Here is a 16,135-nt window from a genome sequence, read left to right as displayed (position 1 = left end):
CACCTTTACCAATTGCGGAATTGCGCGGGCGGCGAATACAAACCGCCCGACCAGCGCACTAGATCCTTGACCGAGCGTGCGGCCAGCAGGCTGCGGTCGGCGTCTAGCGGATCAATGCCCAGGTCTTCCGGACGTTGAATGATCTTGCGTTCACGCAGCTGTTCGACCAGCTTTTTGTTGCGTTGCCGTCCAACCGGCGTGTAGCCGGCAACGCCGCGGATCGCGTGTTCGCGTTCATCCGCGTTGCGGCACAGTAGCAAGTTGGCGATGCCTTCTTCGGTCACGATGTGCGTCACGTCGTCGCCATAGACCATGATGGGCGCCAGATCCAACTGCAGTCTTTCAGCCAGCGTCAACGCGTCCAGACGATCTACGAACAACGGTGCATTCTTGTCGCCAAAGGTCTCGCCGATTTGCACGACCAGTTTGCGGCCGCGCCGCAGCGCGGCGGGGGTAGCAGGGTCCGCCTGTTCGCCGGCAATCAGCCAGGGTGCGCTGGAATGGCGGCGACCCCGCGCATCGCTGCCCATATTGGGCGCGCCGCCAAAGCCGGCGATACGACCCGCGGTCACCGTGGACGAATGCCCCTGCAGATCAATCTGCAGCGTGGACCCGATGAACATGTCGCAGGCATACAGACCCGCCGTCTGGCAGAACGCGCGGTTGGACCGCAACGACCCGTCCGGCCCAGTGAAGTAAATGTCGGAGCGCGCACGGATGTATTCGTCCATGCCGACTTCGGAGCCAAAGCAATGAATGTTCTGCACCCAGCCCGATTCGATTGCCGGAATCAATGTCGGATGCGGGTTCAGTGCCCATTGCGTGGCGACCTTGCCGCGCAAGCCCAGCCGTTCGCCGTAGGTGGGCAGCAGCAATTCGATGGCCGCCGTGTTAAAGCCGATGCCGTGATTCAGACGCTGGACGCCGTACGGCGCATAGATTCCCTTTAACGCCAGCATGGCGGTGAGAATCTGCGTTTCGGTGATGGCGGCTGGATCACGCGTGAACAGCGGTTCCACATAAAACGGTTTGTTGGCCTGCACCACGAAATGCACGCGGTCTCCGGGGATGTCCACGCGCGGCACCTTGTCCACGATCTGGTTCACCTGCGCAATGACGATGCCGTCCTTGAACGCGGTGGCCTCGACGACCGTGGGCGTGTCTTCGGTGTTCGGCCCGGTGTACAGATTGCCGTCCCGGTCGGCGCTGACCGCAGCGATAAGGGCGACTTGGGGCGTCAAATCAACGAAGTACCTCGCGAATAGCTCCAGATACGTATGGACGGCGCCCAGTGCAATCTTGCCGCCGAACAACAATTGGGCAATGCGTTGCGATTGAGGACCGGAGTACGCAAAATCCAGCCGCTTTGCGATACCGCTTTCGAACACATCCAGATGTTCGGGCAACACGACGCCCGACTGAACCATGTGCAGGTCATACAGGATCTGGTTGTTAGCGGCAGCCAGCGCCACGGCCAGCAGATCCGCTTGCTTTTGATTGTCGCCTTCCAGGCAGACACGGTCGCCGGGCCGGATCACCGCCTCCAGCAAGGCGGTGGCGTCGTCCGCGGCCACCTCCTTGCCCTGGGCGTACCGGGCTCCGGCCGTTATCCGTTCTTCTTTCGCGCGCCGGGCGCTATTCCAGGCCGTCATCAGGCATTCTCCACTGTTGATCCGTACGGCCGCCGTTGATCGGCAACCGTCTGCGTAAAATCCTAACGCCAGTCGCGGCCTTGATTTATGAAGTTATCTGCTGCCATTCAGAGGGTTTCGTAATGCGTCCTTTATCTCCCGAGTTGCTGCGCAGTTTTGTGGCGGTCGTCCAAAGCGGCAGCTTCACTGCGGCCTCGGAGCGCGTCAGCCTGTCACAATCGACGGTCAGCCAGCACATACGCCGTCTTGAAGACATCGTGGGTCAGCCACTATTCGAGCGCAACACGCGCAACGTGCGGCTGTCGCGCCAGGGCGAAACCCTGTACGACTACGCTCAACGCATTCTGGAACTGATGGATGACGCGTTTACCGCGATATCTGGTCCGGCGTTAAATGGCACCGTGCGCCTGGGCCTGTCGGAAGACTTCGCGTCAACCCGGCTGACGCTCGCGCTGGCCAATTTTCTGCAGCGAAATCCCCAGGTAGAACTGGTCATCGCCACGGGACTTAGCGGTGATCTTTTTCGGGAACTGGACGAAGGCCGCCATGACCTGGTGTTCGCCAAGCGGCTGTCAGGCAGCCATCGCGGCCAGGTCGTGCGTACCGAAAGGCTGTATTGGTGCGTGGGTCCGCAATCCAGAATTACCGGTGGCGAGTCTGTGCTGCCGCTCGCTTTGCATCCGGAACCCAGCGTGTCGCGCACTCGGGTGCTGGAAACCTTGAAGGCGGCGAACCGCGAATACCGCATCGCCACCGTCAGCAGCAGTATCGCGGTTCTGAAGTCGGCGGCCATTGCGGGGCTGGGTATCAGCGCCTTCGCCGATTATGTGGTGCCAGATGGCTTGGTGCGGCTGGACGCCGGTTTGCCTGATCTGGGCGAACTGGACTTCGTGATCGACCGTGCGTCGGTCGTGTCCGAGGCGGTGCTGGCGCTGGAAGCCACGCTGCGCGCGGCTGCCTTGGAGTAGTCGTCCGTTATCGCTCTGACCTTAGCCCCGTTTCGCGCCAGCGTCGTACCAGCCTTTGGACTGATTCACCACCCGCACAACCAGCAGCATTACCGGCACTTCGATCAACACGCCGACCACCGTCGCCAACGCGGCGCCCGACTGAAACCCGAACAGGCTGATCGCGGCGGCGACGGAAAGCTCGAAGAAGTTGGATGCGCCAATCAGCGCTGACGGGCAAGCGATGCTGTGCTTTTCACCCACGCGACGATTCAGCCAGTACGCCAGGCCTGAATTAAAGAGCACCTGGATCAGGATCGGCACCGCCAGCATGGCGATCACCAACGGCTGGCCAATGATGGCTTCGCCCTGGAATGCGAACAGGAGCACCAGCGTCAACAGCAAGGCGGCCATGGAAAACGGCCCGATCCGCGCCAACGCCGCTTCGAATGCGTCGTGCCCACGACGCAGCAGCGCGCGGCGCCAGAGCTGGGCGAGGATGACCGGGATCACAATGTAGAGCCCAACGGACACGAGCAAGGTGTCCCACGGCACGGTGATGGCCGACAAGCCCAGTAGCAGCCCGACAATGGGCGCGAAGGCGAACACCATGATCGTGTCGTTCAACGCCACTTGGGAAAGCGTGAACACCGGATCACCGCCGGTCAGCCGGCTCCAGACGAACACCATGGCGGTACATGGGGCTGCGGCAAGAAGAATCAGGCCAGCGATATAGCTATCCAACTGATCAGCCGGCAACCACGGCGAAAAGACCTGGCGGATGAATAGCCACCCCAGGAACGCCATGGAGAAAGGCTTGACTGCCCAGTTGATGAACAGCGTCACGCCAATGCCGCGCCAATGCTGTTTGACCTGGCCCAGTGCGCCGAAGTCCACCTTCAGCAGCATCGGAATGATCATCACCCAGATCAGGATGCCAACCGGCAGGTTGACTTGCGCGACTTCTAAATGCCCGATGGTTTGAAATAGGGCGGGCATGAGCTGGCCCAAGGCAACGCCGAGGACGATGCAGAGAAACACCCAGAGCGCCAGGTAACGCTCGAAGACGCTCATTCCACCGTTCGCGTGAGGCACGGGCGCCGCTGCCTGTGTAGGGACTGACATCGGCTTACTCCTGGGCTTTGCCAATGCCGCGCATGGAGCGGGCCGAGTTGCCCGTGCAGAGAAACAGCACATTGAAAGGGGGGTGCGACATGGGAAGTCCTAGCAGCAACGAGTGGAGAGTTTGGAGTCGGAGGCCTCGCAAGGGGCGCCTTGGCAGCAGTGTTCAGTGAGGTAGCCAAGCAGCGCATTCATCTGCGAGAAGTCAGCGCGATAGATCAGATTTCGGCCTTGTTGCTCAACCGTGACCAAGCCGGCGTGCGACAGCTCTTTCAGATGGAAAGACAAGGTGTTGCGCGCCACGCCGAGCTGGTCGGCCAAGACGCTGGGAGTGAGACCGCCGAGCCCAGCCACGACGAGCGCGCGAAAAACGCGTAGACGTTGGGCGTGGGCGAGGGCGCCGAGGGCTGAAACTGTTTGATCTTCGTTCATTGTTCGATCATACAACGATTGTAGAACTGTAGAACAGTACGAGTTTGTGATCGGGAAGATGGACGTCCGCTTGTCGCTTTGAGTTTTCAACATTGAGCGGCGCAAACGCGCTGCGCCTTCGATCTGCTCCCGGACTTCATTCCGGTGTTGGGGTATGTCGATGACGTACTGTTGCTGCCAGGCTTGATCTACCTGGCCATCAAACTCTTGCCGCCGGACGTGCTTGCCGATTGCAGACGCCACGCAGAGGCCTGGATGGAGTCGGCAGCCTCAAAGCCGCGCAGCAGGATGGGAGCCGTGCTGATCGTGGCAGTGTGGGTGAGCGTTGGCCTGGCTGCGTGGCTTTGGTTCGTGCAACGAGCCTGAATGGGTCGATAAGTAGGGCTTCACCCATAAACCTTACTTTACATAATACACATTATGCGTATTACGCCCAGAGCTAGCGGGGTACCCACCACCCAGCCTGTGCCAAAGCTAATCTTCATCCGAGGAGCAACCCCTGCTCCCCATCCTCCAGCCTTGGCCGCCGTCGCAATGCCATCACGGCTCCGGAATGTTTTCCCGGAAGATGACCTGAAGCCGCGGCAGGTAGCTGGGTTCGGGCGCGCCCTTCACGGCCGCCACCAGCAGCTTGACGATCTCGCGCGCCTCGACGCGCGGGTTCTGGTCGATCACGGCGTCCATGGTGCGATCGAGCAACAGGCGGCGCGTGGCTTCGGTGAGGTCGTGGCCCACGAAGACAATGCGATGAGCGGAGGCTGCCTTACCTGCGCGACCCTCGTTTGGCCACGCCTCGGCGGGCCGCGCCTCAGCCGGCCGCGCCTCTTTCAGCGCCCGCGCGATGCCTTGATTGCCGGCGCCGATGTTGTAAATCGCGTGCGGCGGCTCTTTGCGCAGCAGATCCTGCGTGACGGCAAAGGCGCGGTCGCGGTCGTCGCCGATCTCAAGAATGTGTGCAATGCGCAGGTGCGGAAACTCTTCGCTCAGCAGCGAGCGAAAGCCCATCTCCCGCTCTTCGTGGCCGCGATACGCCAGTGACCCCACGAACACCGCGACCTTCCGCTCTGTGTGCTGTGGCAGAAACCGGCCCAGCAACAGCGCAGCCAGGCGGCCTGCGGCGCGGTTGTCGATGCCCACGTAACCCAGGCGCGCCGAGATTGGAATGTCCGACACCAGGGTGCTTACATGCACGCCGCTGTCGCGCAGCGCCATGATGGCGTCGCGCACTTGGGGATGATCCAGCCCGACCAGGCCAACGGCCTGCGTCTGCTCGCGCAGCTCGTAGAGCTTTTGCGCGAGCTTATTGGCGTCGAATCCTTCGATCAGATGCAGGCGGGCCCGCACATCGGGCCGGGTGGCGGCTTCTTCAAGCAGGTGCTGGCCTAACGCAGTCATGAAGCTGTTGGTGCCGGCGGGTAAAACGAAATCGACCCGCACATCCTGGCTGGCGGCATCGGCGCCCTGGACGAAGTAGCCAAGGCGATTGGCGATTGCCAGCACGCGGTCGCGCGTCTTGCCGCGCACTCCGTCGCGGTCGTTCAGCACCCGGTCCACGGTGGCGGTGGACATGCCGGCTTCACGGGCAATGAGGGAAATTGTGGGACGCATGCGGGGCCAGGCTCTCAAAACACCATCAGGACGATGGTGGCGAGGCCATCATAACCCATCATTTGCAATCATTCGGGATCAAAAAGGTAACGTTCTGGCCCTGGAAGCGCCATCTACCTTTACCACTGATTGTTTTGATGTGATTATCGCGGCTCAATAACATCAAACACCGCACGGCAGGATGCCTGGCAGTCGACAGTGCATACCAAGCCGGCAGGAGGAGCACATGTCGCACCCTACCCTGGTGCCCGACCCGCCCGTTCGGGAACGGCGCTTTCGCATCGGCTGCATTGGCGCCGGCATGATCATGGCCGAGTGCCATCTGGCGGCCTACCAGCAGGCCGGCTTCACGGTGGCGGCGATCGCGTCGCGTACCCGCAGCAAAGCGGCCGAGGTCGCCGAACGCTACGGCATCCCGCGTGTGCATGAGAATCCGCTGGCCCTGATCGCCGATCCGCAGATCGACATCGTGGACATCGCGTATCCGCCTGACCTGCAACCCGCGCTGATTCGCGCTGCGTTGCGCGCCCCGCACGTGCGCGGCGTGCTGGCACAGAAGCCGCTTGCCCTTTCGCTGGACGAAGCCCGCGCCTTGCGCGACGAGGCGCGGGCCGCCGGCAAGATCCTGTCGGTAAACCAGAACATGCGCTACGACCAGTCGATGCGCACGCTCAAACAGCTGCTCGACCAGGGCGTGCTGGGCACGCCGGTGTTCGCGCAGATCGACATGCACGCGATCCCGCACTGGCAGGATTTCTTGCGCGGCTATGACAGGCTGACGCTCTCGAACATGAGCGTGCATCACCTCGATGCCTTGCGTTATCTGTTTGGCGAGCCCACCGAGATCACCAGCATCACCCGCCCCGATCCGCGCACCGAGTTCGCGCATCAGGATGGGCTGGTGAGCACCACGCTGCGCTTTGGCAACGGCCTGCTCGCGCTGTCGCTTGAAGATGTGTGGTCAGGCCCGCGGGCCGAGGGATACCCCGACGACCAGCACATCCGCTGGCGCGTGGAAGGCACCGAGGGCGTCGCGCGCGGCACCATCGGCTGGCCCACCGGCGAGCCGTCGACCCTGAGCTACGCCTCGCGCGCGGCCAAGGGCCATACCGACGGGCGTTGGGTCACTCCCACGTGGGACACGATGTGGTTTCCGCATGCCTTCATCGGCGTGATGGAGCAGTTGCAGTACGCGCTGGCCAGCGGCACCGAGCCTGCGTTGAGCGTGACCGACAACGTACGCACGATGGCGCTGGTCGAGGCCGCGTACACGTCCATCGCCGAAGGCCGCACAGTACGGCTGCCGGCTGTTGAATAACCAGACAGAAAAAACAGACGGAGACAAGCATCATGATCCAGACCGGAATCTTCTCGGGCTACTTTCCCTATGAGCTGGAGCGCACCGCCAAGGTGATCCGCTCGCACGGCTTCAACACCGTGCAGCTGGACCTGCATTTCAAGGACATGGAGCTCGGCCCGGGGCAGCTGACCGCGCAGAAATGCACACAGATCCGCGACACCTTCCGCCACTACAACCTGCCGGTGTCCTGCATCTCGGCCTATACCAATATCGTTCATCCCGATCCCGCCGAACGCCAACGCCGCAACGGCTATCTCAAAGAGATCCTCACGCACGCGCGCCAGTTGGGTTCGCCTTACGTGATCTCGGAAACCGGCACGTTCGCCACCGACAGCGACTGGGTGCATCACCCCAAGAACAAGACCGAGGAAGGCTGGGACCAGTGCCGCGCGATGATCGCGGAACTGTCGCAACATGCCTATGACCATGGCGCGGTCTTCCTGCTTGAGACCTACGTGAACAACGTGGTGGGATCAGTCGAGGAAACGCTGCGCATGTTCGCCGAGGTGGATCACCCTGGCCTTGGCCTCTTGATGGACCCGACGAACTACTTCGAAGCGCACAACATCGACCAGATGGACCGCACGCTCAATCAGGTGTTCGACGCCCTCTCGGACAAAATCTGCATCGCGCATGCCAAGGACGTGAAGCGTTCGGGCGATGACAAGTCGGAAAAGCACAGCGACATTGGAGACGACGGCGCGGCCGAAAGCCATACCTTCCGTGGCGTGGGCGAGATCGAGCTGCCGGCGCCGGGCCTGGGCGCGCTCAACTACGACCTCTACCTGCAGCGCCTGGCGAAAAAGCACCCCAACATTCCCATCATCATCGAGCACTTGACCGAAGACGACGTGCCGCGCGCCAAGAACTTCCTGGACGAGCGGCTGCGCGCGAACGGCCTGTAGGCCGCCTGCCGCAACAGAGGCGCACCGCGAACCACCCTTCCCTAAGGCCCGCGGCGCGCCTGCGAACACGATTCTGAACACCGACACCGGCAAACGCGCACCCGCGCCTTTGCCAGGGAGAACTCATGCCTGACATTTACGGAACCTGGATGACGCGCCGCGACGTGGAGGCGCGCACCGGACAGCTTGCGCAGTTTGCCGGCGTACGCCTGATGACGCTGGACGACGGGCTGGAGCGCGGTATCCGCATGCTGGAGTTCCGCAGCGGCACGGGCCTGCGTTTTACGGTGCTGGTGGATCGCGCGATGGACATCGCCGATTGCGAATACCGCGGCTTCGCCATGGGATGGCAGTCGCCGTCGGGCTTTCGCCATCCTGGCCTGCATGACTATGAAGGCGAAGGCGGACTGGGCTGGATGCGCTCGTTCTCGGGCCTCATGATCACCTGCGGACTGGACCACATTCTGTTCATGTACGACGCACCGGCCGACAACTATGTGTACGGCCCGCGCAAGACCGCCAAGCAGTCCATCCACGGCCGCGTGGGCACCATTCCGGCGCGCCTGACCGGCTACGGCGAACGCTGGGACGGCGATCGCTGCGTGCTGTGGGCGGAGGGAGTCGTGAGCCAGGGCACCGTGTTCGGTGAGCACCTGGAGCTGCACCGCCGCATCGAGATCGAGGTGGGCACCAACGACATCAAACTGTCGGATCGCGTGGTGAATCGCGGCTTCTACCGCACGCCGCACATGCTCTGCTATCACATCAACCTGGGCTATCCGGTGCTGGACGCCGACTCGCGCTATCTGGCGCCGATCCGCGATGTGGTGTGGGCGGCGCACGAGCAAACCTACCGCGAGCAGGGCGTGGGCTACCGCCGCATGCCGGCGCCGCAATTGGGCTTTCATGAGCAGGTGTGGCAGCACGAGATGGCCGCCGCCGCCGACGGCAGCGTCCCGGTGGCCCTGGTGAACGATAAGCTGGCCCTGGGCATGCAGGTCARCACCTTCAAGCATCAATTCCCGTGCCAGTATCAATGGCAGAACCTGCAATCGGGCCAGTATGCGATGGGCATCGAGCCCTCGACCAACCATGTGCTGGGCCAGGGTGCCGCGCGTGAGCGCAACGAGCTCATCTGGCTCGAGCATGGGGAAGAACGCCGCTACGACACTACGTTCAGCGTGCTGGGCTCGCCCGCCGATATCGCGGCATGCGAAGCACGCATCCGCGCGATCGCGGTGCAGCCCGAGGCCGATTATCCGCCGTTGTCGGGGCGCTTCGCGCCCATCGCGGAGCGTTCATGAGCGCGCCCTTCTCCTTGCAGGGCCGTCGCGTGCTGTTCACGGGCGCGGCGGGCGGCTTCGGGGTGGACACCACGCTTGCGCTGCTGGAAGCAGGCGCAAGCGTGATCGCGCTGGACAACCACGCCGGGCATATCGATCGCTTGCGCAGCACCGTGCCGGCGCGGTTTTCCGACCAGCTTCACATTCTGCAGGCCGATCTTGCCGACGCCAGCGCGCTGCAGTCGCACCTTCAGCAGCTGACCGCCCAGGGCCCGATTGATGTGGTCATCAACAACGCGGCGATCTACCCCTCGCGCCCGTTCGAGGAATACAGCGACGCAGAGCTGGCGCGCGTGCACCGCGTCAACGTGGAGGCGGCGATTCAGATCGTCCGAGCGGCGCTGCCCGGCATGCGCGAGCAGCAATGGGGCCGCGTGATCAACATCTCGTCGATCACGCTGTCCGGCGGTTGGGAAAACCTGCTGCCCTACGTGCAATCCAAGGGTGCGATGGTGGGCGCCACGCGTGCATTCGCCCGCGAGTTCGGCAAATGGGGCATCACGGTCAACGCCATCTCGCCGGGCGCGTTTCCCACCGACGCCGAGAAGATCCATCCCGATCCCGACGGCTACAACCGCATGGTGCTCGAACGCCAGTCGGTGAAGCGCCGCGGGCACGCAGGCGACATCGCCGCGGCCATCATTTTCCTTGCCTCGGACGAGGCGGGTTTCATTTCCGGACAGACGCTGGCAGTTGACGGCGGCTGGGTCATGCATTGAGGCGCATCGGCGCACGCAGAGGGTAGAAGCATGAGTATTCTTTCTGGCTACAAGGTTCTGGACTGCTCCATCGCCATGGCGGGGCCTTTCGCGGCGCAGCGCCTGGGCGACCTGGGCGCTGACGTGATCAAGATCGAGCCGCCCACCGGCGAATGGCAGCGGCACGCGCCCGCCGGCGGCATCACGGGCAACAAGATCAACGTGTCCTTTCTTTCGCTGAACCGCAACAAGCGCTCGCTCGCGATCGATCTGAAGAGCGCCGGCGGCAAGGAGATCATCCAGAAGCTCGCGGCGCAGGCCGATGTGTTCATCCAGAACTACCGTCCGGGTGTCGCCGGCCGTCTGGGGGTTGACTACGAGACCCTGTCGGCGCTGAACCCGCGCCTGATCTATGTATCGATGTCGGGCTTCGGCGAAGACGGCCCCTATGCCACGCGCCCAGGTCAGGACCTGCTGTTGCAGGCGATGTCGGGCGCAATGCTGTCGTCGGGCCGTGCGGGCGAAGCGCCACGCGCGGCAGGCCAGTATGTGGTCGACGCCGTCACTGCGTATTGCGCCTTCGAAGGCGTGCTGGCCGCGCTGCTGCACCGCGAGCGCACCGGCGAAGGCCAGAAGGTCGAGGTCAACATGCTGGATGCGATCACCACAATCCAGATGCAGGAGCTTTCGGTCTACACCGTGGGGCACAAGCCGCAGGTGCGCAGTGCCGAGCCGCATGCCCACGTGTACATCCGCGCGCCCTACGGCACCTTCGCGACCAGCGACGGCTATCTGGCGCTTGCCATGCCCGACATGAACGTGCTGGCGCGCGTGACCGAAGAGCCGCGCCTGGCCGAGTACACCGGCGAGCGCGACGGTTGGGAAAAGCGCGACGAGATCTATGGGCTCGTTCGCGACACCCTCGCAAAGGCCTCGACGGCCGACTGGTTCGCCAAGCTCGATGCCGCCGGCATCTGGTGCAGCCCCGTCTATGGATACGCCGATCTGGTCGACGATCCGCAGATCGCGCACAACGGCACCTTCGTCGAGTATGAGCATCCGACCGAAGGCCTGATCAAGACACCGGGTTTTCCGATCCGCTTTTCCAAGACGCCGAGCCAGGTGGCGCGCGGCGCACCGCTCACCGGCCAACACACCGACGAAGTGCTGCGCGATTTTGGCTTCAGCGCCGACGAGATCGCCGCGCATGCGGCCTCGGGCGCGGTGCTGCGTGGAGCCTCGGAATGAGCGAGCGCGCCCTGCCCTACCGCGGCCTTACCTGGGACCATCCGCGCGGCTTCAATGCCCTGCACGCCGCCACCGCTCTCACGCCGCTGGTGCACTGGGACAAGCAGTCGCTTGAAGGCTTCGAATCGGCGCCCATCGCCGAACTCTGCGCCCGCTACGACCTGGTGGTGCTGGATCATCCCCATCTGGGCGAGGCCCTGGCGCATGATTGCCTGCAAGCGCTGGACACCGTGTTCGCGCCCGACGAGCTGGCGCGCATCGCGCGGGATAGCATCGGGCTGTCATACGACAGTTATCGGATGGCCGACCGCCAATGGGCGCTGCCGCTGGACGCCGCCACGCAGGTCATGGCCACGCGCGCCGATCGGCTCGACGGCCCCGTGCCGCGCACCTGGCGCGAGGTGCTGACGCTGTCGCAACGCAGCGGCGCGGTCGCGCTCAGTTGGGGCGGTCCACACCCGTTCCTGTCGCTGCTGTCGATCGCGGCCGCCATCGCGCCCGATACCGACCTGCGCCCGCACGGCGCTTGGCACGACGAGGCGACGCTCGCCGACGCGTGCGATGTGCTCAGCGAATTGGCGCGGCTCACGCCCGCGCACGCCCTGGCTTACAACCCGATCGCGCTGCTCGGCCACATGAGCTCGCGCGATGACATCGCGCTCTGCCCGCTCGTCTATGGCTATGTGAACTACGCCACCTCTGCGGTCGCGAAACCGCTCACGTTCCGCGACGCGCCCGAGGCCGAAGCGGGCAGGCCCGGCTCGATCCTCGGTGGCACCGGCATTGCGATATCACGGCGCTGCATCGTGGGGCCGGAGTTGCGCGCGCATCTACTGTGGTTGCTGGCGGCCGATACCCAAAGCGGCTTCATCCCGCAGCACGAAGGGCAGCCCAGCCATCGCGGCAGTTGGGCCGATGCAAACGTGAATGCGGCGAGCGGCAACTTCTATGCCAACACGGCCCGCACGCTTGAAGCCGCCTCGATCCGGCCGCGGCACGATGGCTACATCGCCTTCCAGACCGAGGCCTCGCAGTTTCTGCGTAACGGCGTCGCCGCCCGCGCATCCTCCCACGCATTGGCGCGCGGCCTGACTCAGCGTTTCCAGGCCAGCCTGGCCGGCGCCCACAAGCACACCGCAACATAAGGATTTCGACGTGAGCGCACTCGTTAATCTCAGTATCGATGGCCATGTCGCCATCATCGAACTCAGTCGTCCCGAGAAGCTGAACGCAATGACGCCCGAGATGGCCGACCTGCTGATCGCGGCGGTGGAGCAATGCAACACCGATTCGCAGGTGCGCGCGGTGATCCTGACCGGCGCGGGCCCCAAGGCCTTCTGCGCCGGCTCGGACATTACCGAGCTTGACCGCTACGCCACGCCCTGGGATTTCCGCAATCGGCTCGACTACTGCGACTGCGTGCGCATGCTGAAGAAGCCCACGGTGGCGGCGATCAACGGCTATACCTTCGGTGGCGGCCTCGAGATGGCGTTGGCCTGCGATATCCGCATCGCCTCCGACAACGCGCGCCTGGGCGCGCCCGAGATCAAGCTGGGCTGGATCGGCGGCGGCGGCATGACGGCGCAGCTTGTCCATGCGGTCGGCCCGAGCAACGCCGCACTGATGGTGCTGACCGGCGACCCCATCCGCGCCGAGCAGGCCCTGGCGTGGGGCCTGGTGAGCGAGGTGGTTCCGCAGGAACAGTTGCGCGAGCGCGCACAAGCGCTTGCCGCCACCATCGCCTCGCGCGCGCCTATAGCGGCCGAGACGGCACGCGTCAATCTGCGCGCCGCGTTGTCGATGCCGCTTGAGAAGGCCGTGGAATACGAGCGCGATCTGCAAGCAATCTGCTTCGCCACCGCCGACGCCAAGGAAGGACGGAAGGCATTTGAAGAAAAGCGCGCACCGAAATTCGAGCGGCGTTGAGGGGTGCGGTGACGCCCGTGAAGAGGAAAGCGAGCATTCGCGTCACCGCACCGACATCCGAGGGTGGCCGCTTAGGGTCCCGCAGCGGCCATAACCCTCCTCTGGCGTATCAGCTCTAAATATCGGCTACATCGCGCAGCCGTACGCCGGAGAAGTTGGCCGCACTCAATGCATCAAACATCGCGCGGTCGCAAATGGGAGGTGCGCCCATGCGATCTTGGCGGAAGATATGGGCATCTCCCACAACATCCTGTTTGAACACCAAGCTGGCCCCGCCAACGAGGCTATAAAGCTTCTCGTCCTCGCCGGTCTGATAATTGTGGTCGAGCTTGATCCTCACGCAAGAAGCGGCTTCATCCAGGGCATCGAGTCTGCGCAGCACATTGCCTAGGTAGTACTTAGGACCGGGGCTCCCGTCAGCAAGGCTGAAGTCGCATGCCACAAATGCAAACGCCTCGGCGTCCAATTGCTCAAACAGTTGCTTCAACGGCTCCGACACAATCCATATGCCGGCGAGCTCTTCCAGATCGCGTGGCATTGCGCCCTTCTCCGGTACATGAACCAGGTGCGGACGCTGCGGATACTGATCTGGCATTCCATTAGGACGCGAGACGACATTCATCCCCGGATCGATCAGCTTCTGTTCGTTGGCGATTTCTATGCCGGACACCCTGCCGTTTTCCAAGAAGCTGGCGTCGATCAGGAAAAATTTGCCCTTATGAGATGCGGCTTCGCCTGAAACTTCAATGGCGGTGGGTTTGGTCACGGTGGCTTCCATCATGGATGTGGGCGCAGAACGGGAATGCAGGTGAGCCGATGCTAACGGGGCTTTAGCGCCACCACAAGTTCCGTCGAAATGGTGCCTGTACTGGATTCACTTGGCCGCTTCCGGCCAGGAGCGGTCAACGGCATCAAAGGCGCGAGAGTTCAACGCCCTAGGCTGACGAGCCCCGAAATAGGAAAAATAAGAGCACCATCAAGGGACCGCCAGCCTCCCGAAGCAACGGCTACTAAAACTGGGAGACTTAGCCCGTTGGAGGTCCGAGTTGAGCGGGGCTGGAATTGGCTACGCAGTAACAAATCGACCCCCAATCGATGTCACCTTAGCCCCCGAAAGACGCAACCGGAAGGAGTGACTCCCCAGTTTGAGACGCGTGCCGACGAACTCGCCGAATGACGTCGATGCAAGGCATGCCGCCGCTGAGCACCAGATATATGTGCGACGCGTCAAGAAGCAGCAAAGTGGTTTTCTTGCCGGATGCTTCTCGGACCGCCACCGACGAGTATCCCGCCATGGAGACAAACAAGCCCATTGTATTGTCGGCTTTGCTTTCGACCTTGCTCCGAAATACATCAATGTCTGGGCCGCCTGCTTGGTCCGAAGTGAACTTCAGCTCGATGAGATAGGTGGTTCCGTCAATAGTGAGGGAGCCATCAATTTGTCGGCCGCCTGTGTTGTATGGCTTACGATGTTCGATTTCAGTGAATGACAACAGATCGTAGAAAAAATCTTGAAAGGCATAGCCCCCTGAAGCCGTTCCTTGCTGCCGCGAAAGTTCGTTGAGCCGTTGCATCAGTCCTGCAAGGGAGGATCTTTGACGTTGAAGCGTTTCTCGCTCCTCCCGCGCCTTGGCCCTCACTGCCTCGCGCTCACGTTCAGATCGAACCTCTTCTGACTGTCGCACTATAAGCGCCTTCAGTTCCGCGACTGCTTTGGATGCGTCTTGGATCTTCGCTGCAGAATCTTCCCAGTTTCGGAGGTCCGGAAAAGTGGTCTGTTCGGCAAGAAAACGTGCCATTTCACCGATTACTGCCTTGCCTCTATCACTTCGTTGCAGTGACGCGAACGTTCGGTCGAGGAAATCGCGTTTACTTTCCTCGAGAGACCACGTTGCCAAGTGCGTTTCTGCAACATGGGCTTGTCGCAGAAACTTGCGAAGGGATTCTTTTCTCCAGAAGGATCTAAGCGCCGCTTCATACGCAAGATGGACAAGGTGTGGCGTGATTTTTATTGCCATGTTTTCAATTGCAATGGTGCGGACAGTTCTTTATGAGGCATGGGAGGACAATGGCCCAGGTCGGTAGTGTAGGGCAGAGTACCCCTTTGCTGAGCTACTTGTCTGCGCAACACAGCCGCTCCAGCTTCTTCAGCTTATGAATCAAAAGTCGGGCGCCGCTCTCATCCACGAAGCCCTCATACATGACCGTACTACCTCTAAAGTGACTATTGAGCCGGTTCAAGACAGCTCTAAGCGCAGCTAATATCTCCTCCACCAAAGCCCTGCTAACTCCGTTGAGAGGATTTAAGTCGCGTGTGCTGAGGTAGTCGTGGTCCTGATGGGCGATCCGCTTGTGCCGATGCTCTCGCGCAAACGCTGCTGAAGTCAAAGCCTTATCACATAGTGCCTGTATCTCAGAACGCAAAGTGAAATCATCAATCAGTACTGGCAGCGACTGGACCGTCAAGTTTTTCCTTTTGCCTGTCTGGGGCGGGTCTGTCATTCGAGAGATTCCCAAAAGCACACTATCCCAAAGCTCGTCCTGGACAATCTTAAAGAACAACCCCGAAGTTCGATTGAGTAAATGAACGATCTCTGGTTCATCGCCATACAGTTGCCGGTACTGCTGCCACACCACATGAAGCTCGATTAGCTTTCGGGACAGCTCATGAAAACTGGGACCAAGCTCATGTCCCATGCTGGAGATGTAGTCCTCCCGAACTTCTTCCATCGATCGTGTGACCATCTTTCTCCTAGCTACCGAATAATCGGTTTCTCATGTCCTTCTTATTCACCTGAGCACACGTATGAGGCTAAGTCCCTTTCGATACGTGTCGATCTTAAAGCTGTCTGGAATGGTTAACAACCCATGGGAATATATTCGACGATGATCTA

At 62.0% G+C, this 16,135-nt stretch carries 15 protein-coding genes and 1 pseudogene; 9 read left to right on the top strand and 7 right to left on the bottom strand.

Features of this window, described 5'->3' with window-relative positions:
- Window positions 1-5: 5 nt before the first annotated feature.
- Window positions 6-1,652 carry a malonate decarboxylase subunit alpha gene (mdcA, locus tag AC1DB0_RS27940; RefSeq protein ID WP_175168891.1) on the bottom strand — a complete coding sequence of 549 codons (1,647 nt, stop codon included), beginning with the start codon at window positions 1,650-1,652 and terminating at the stop codon, window positions 6-8.
- Window positions 1,653-1,774: 122 nt separating this feature from the next.
- Here mdcA and AC1DB0_RS27935 point away from each other — a divergent pair, with 122 nt between their 5' ends.
- Entirely contained in the window at window positions 1,775-2,620 is an 846-nt protein-coding gene (locus tag AC1DB0_RS27935) for a LysR family transcriptional regulator (protein ID WP_175168890.1), read from the top strand.
- Between the two features lie 21 nt (window positions 2,621-2,641).
- On the opposite strand, the gene arsB is transcribed toward AC1DB0_RS27935, so the two are convergent.
- Window positions 2,642-3,724, bottom strand: a complete 1,083-nt coding sequence (gene arsB, locus AC1DB0_RS27930) for an ACR3 family arsenite efflux transporter (protein ID WP_476758410.1) — start codon at window positions 3,722-3,724, stop codon at window positions 2,642-2,644.
- A gap of 99 nt (window positions 3,725-3,823) precedes the next feature.
- Entirely contained in the window at window positions 3,824-4,153 is a 330-nt protein-coding gene (locus AC1DB0_RS27925; RefSeq protein WP_342065482.1) for an ArsR/SmtB family transcription factor, read from the bottom strand.
- Between the two features lie 120 nt (window positions 4,154-4,273).
- Here AC1DB0_RS27925 and AC1DB0_RS27920 point away from each other — a divergent pair.
- A pseudogene (locus AC1DB0_RS27920) lies at window positions 4,274-4,519 on the top strand (YkvA family protein); the annotation flags it as partial.
- Window positions 4,520-4,693: 174 nt separating this feature from the next.
- Here the strand turns inward: AC1DB0_RS27920 and AC1DB0_RS27915 are convergent.
- Window positions 4,694-5,761 carry a LacI family DNA-binding transcriptional regulator gene (locus AC1DB0_RS27915; RefSeq protein ID WP_054422208.1) on the bottom strand — a complete coding sequence of 356 codons (1,068 nt, stop codon included), beginning with the start codon at window positions 5,759-5,761 and terminating at the stop codon, window positions 4,694-4,696.
- Between the two features lie 226 nt (window positions 5,762-5,987).
- Here AC1DB0_RS27915 and AC1DB0_RS27910 point away from each other — a divergent pair, with 226 nt between their 5' ends.
- The 7 genes from AC1DB0_RS27910 to AC1DB0_RS27880 all read left to right on the top strand — a co-directional run bounded on the left by AC1DB0_RS27910 (window position 5,988) and on the right by AC1DB0_RS27880 (window position 13,241).
- Window positions 5,988-7,079, top strand: coding sequence for a Gfo/Idh/MocA family protein (locus tag AC1DB0_RS27910; protein WP_476758409.1), 1,092 nt, complete (start codon window positions 5,988-5,990; stop codon window positions 7,077-7,079).
- Between the two features lie 32 nt (window positions 7,080-7,111).
- A complete protein-coding gene (locus AC1DB0_RS27905) occupies window positions 7,112-8,026 on the top strand; it encodes a sugar phosphate isomerase/epimerase family protein (protein WP_054422210.1) in 915 nt (304 codons plus the stop codon).
- A 125-nt stretch (window positions 8,027-8,151) separates the two neighbouring features.
- Window positions 8,152-9,330 (top strand): aldose 1-epimerase family protein, encoded by a 1,179-nt coding sequence (locus AC1DB0_RS27900; RefSeq protein ID WP_476758796.1) that lies wholly within the window; start codon window positions 8,152-8,154, stop codon window positions 9,328-9,330.
- On the top strand, window positions 9,327-10,088 hold the full coding sequence (locus tag AC1DB0_RS27895) for an SDR family NAD(P)-dependent oxidoreductase (RefSeq protein ID WP_476758406.1): 762 nt from the start codon (window positions 9,327-9,329) through the stop codon (window positions 10,086-10,088). The genes AC1DB0_RS27900 and AC1DB0_RS27895 overlap by 4 nt, the downstream gene beginning before the upstream one ends.
- Window positions 10,089-10,118: 30 nt before the next feature.
- Complete coding sequence (locus tag AC1DB0_RS27890) at window positions 10,119-11,315, top strand: CaiB/BaiF CoA transferase family protein (protein ID WP_476758405.1); 1,197 nt, start codon at window positions 10,119-10,121, stop codon at window positions 11,313-11,315.
- Window positions 11,312-12,460: a type 2 periplasmic-binding domain-containing protein gene (locus tag AC1DB0_RS27885; RefSeq protein WP_476758404.1), complete on the top strand. Its 1,149-nt coding sequence runs from the start codon at window positions 11,312-11,314 to the stop codon at window positions 12,458-12,460. Before AC1DB0_RS27890 ends, AC1DB0_RS27885 begins: the two co-directional genes overlap by 4 nt.
- Before the next feature lie 10 nt (window positions 12,461-12,470).
- Complete coding sequence (locus AC1DB0_RS27880) at window positions 12,471-13,241, top strand: enoyl-CoA hydratase/isomerase family protein (RefSeq protein WP_476758403.1); 771 nt, start codon at window positions 12,471-12,473, stop codon at window positions 13,239-13,241.
- Between the two features lie 115 nt (window positions 13,242-13,356).
- Here the strand turns inward: AC1DB0_RS27880 and AC1DB0_RS27875 are convergent, their stop codons facing one another.
- From AC1DB0_RS27875 to AC1DB0_RS27865, 3 genes are all read right to left on the bottom strand, one after another.
- A complete protein-coding gene (locus tag AC1DB0_RS27875) occupies window positions 13,357-14,022 on the bottom strand; it encodes an imm11 family protein (protein ID WP_476758402.1) in 666 nt (221 codons plus the stop codon).
- Between the two features lie 322 nt (window positions 14,023-14,344).
- On the bottom strand, window positions 14,345-15,259 hold the full coding sequence (locus tag AC1DB0_RS27870; protein ID WP_476758401.1) for a hypothetical protein: 915 nt from the start codon (window positions 15,257-15,259) through the stop codon (window positions 14,345-14,347).
- Between the two features lie 94 nt (window positions 15,260-15,353).
- A complete protein-coding gene (locus tag AC1DB0_RS27865) occupies window positions 15,354-15,986 on the bottom strand; it encodes an AbiU2 domain-containing protein (RefSeq protein WP_476758400.1) in 633 nt (210 codons plus the stop codon).
- Window positions 15,987-16,135 lie beyond the last annotated feature (149 nt).

Source organism: Achromobacter sp. 10T422, assembly GCF_056394065.1.
This window is presented reverse-complemented; position numbering and strand designations above follow the sequence as displayed.

Coding starts and splice junctions, on each gene's coding strand:
- AC1DB0_RS27890 (WP_476758405.1), top strand. CDS start 10,119: ATGAGTATTCTTTCTGGCTACAAGGTTCTGGACTGCTCCATCGCCATG.
- AC1DB0_RS27905 (WP_054422210.1), top strand. CDS start 7,112: ATGATCCAGACCGGAATCTTCTCGGGCTACTTTCCCTATGAGCTGGAG.
- AC1DB0_RS27910 (WP_476758409.1), top strand. CDS start 5,988: ATGTCGCACCCTACCCTGGTGCCCGACCCGCCCGTTCGGGAACGGCGC.
- AC1DB0_RS27870 (WP_476758401.1), bottom strand. CDS start 15,259: ATGGCAATAAAAATCACGCCACACCTTGTCCATCTTGCGTATGAAGCG.
- AC1DB0_RS27915 (WP_054422208.1), bottom strand. CDS start 5,761: ATGCGTCCCACAATTTCCCTCATTGCCCGTGAAGCCGGCATGTCCACC.
- AC1DB0_RS27935 (WP_175168890.1), top strand. CDS start 1,775: ATGCGTCCTTTATCTCCCGAGTTGCTGCGCAGTTTTGTGGCGGTCGTC.
- AC1DB0_RS27885 (WP_476758404.1), top strand. CDS start 11,312: ATGAGCGAGCGCGCCCTGCCCTACCGCGGCCTTACCTGGGACCATCCG.
- AC1DB0_RS27925 (WP_342065482.1), bottom strand. CDS start 4,153: ATGAACGAAGATCAAACAGTTTCAGCCCTCGGCGCCCTCGCCCACGCC.
- AC1DB0_RS27875 (WP_476758402.1), bottom strand. CDS start 14,022: ATGATGGAAGCCACCGTGACCAAACCCACCGCCATTGAAGTTTCAGGC.
- arsB (WP_476758410.1), bottom strand. CDS start 3,724: ATGTCAGTCCCTACACAGGCAGCGGCGCCCGTGCCTCACGCGAACGGT.
- mdcA (WP_175168891.1), bottom strand. CDS start 1,652: ATGACGGCCTGGAATAGCGCCCGGCGCGCGAAAGAAGAACGGATAACG.
- AC1DB0_RS27865 (WP_476758400.1), bottom strand. CDS start 15,986: ATGGTCACACGATCGATGGAAGAAGTTCGGGAGGACTACATCTCCAGC.
- AC1DB0_RS27895 (WP_476758406.1), top strand. CDS start 9,327: ATGAGCGCGCCCTTCTCCTTGCAGGGCCGTCGCGTGCTGTTCACGGGC.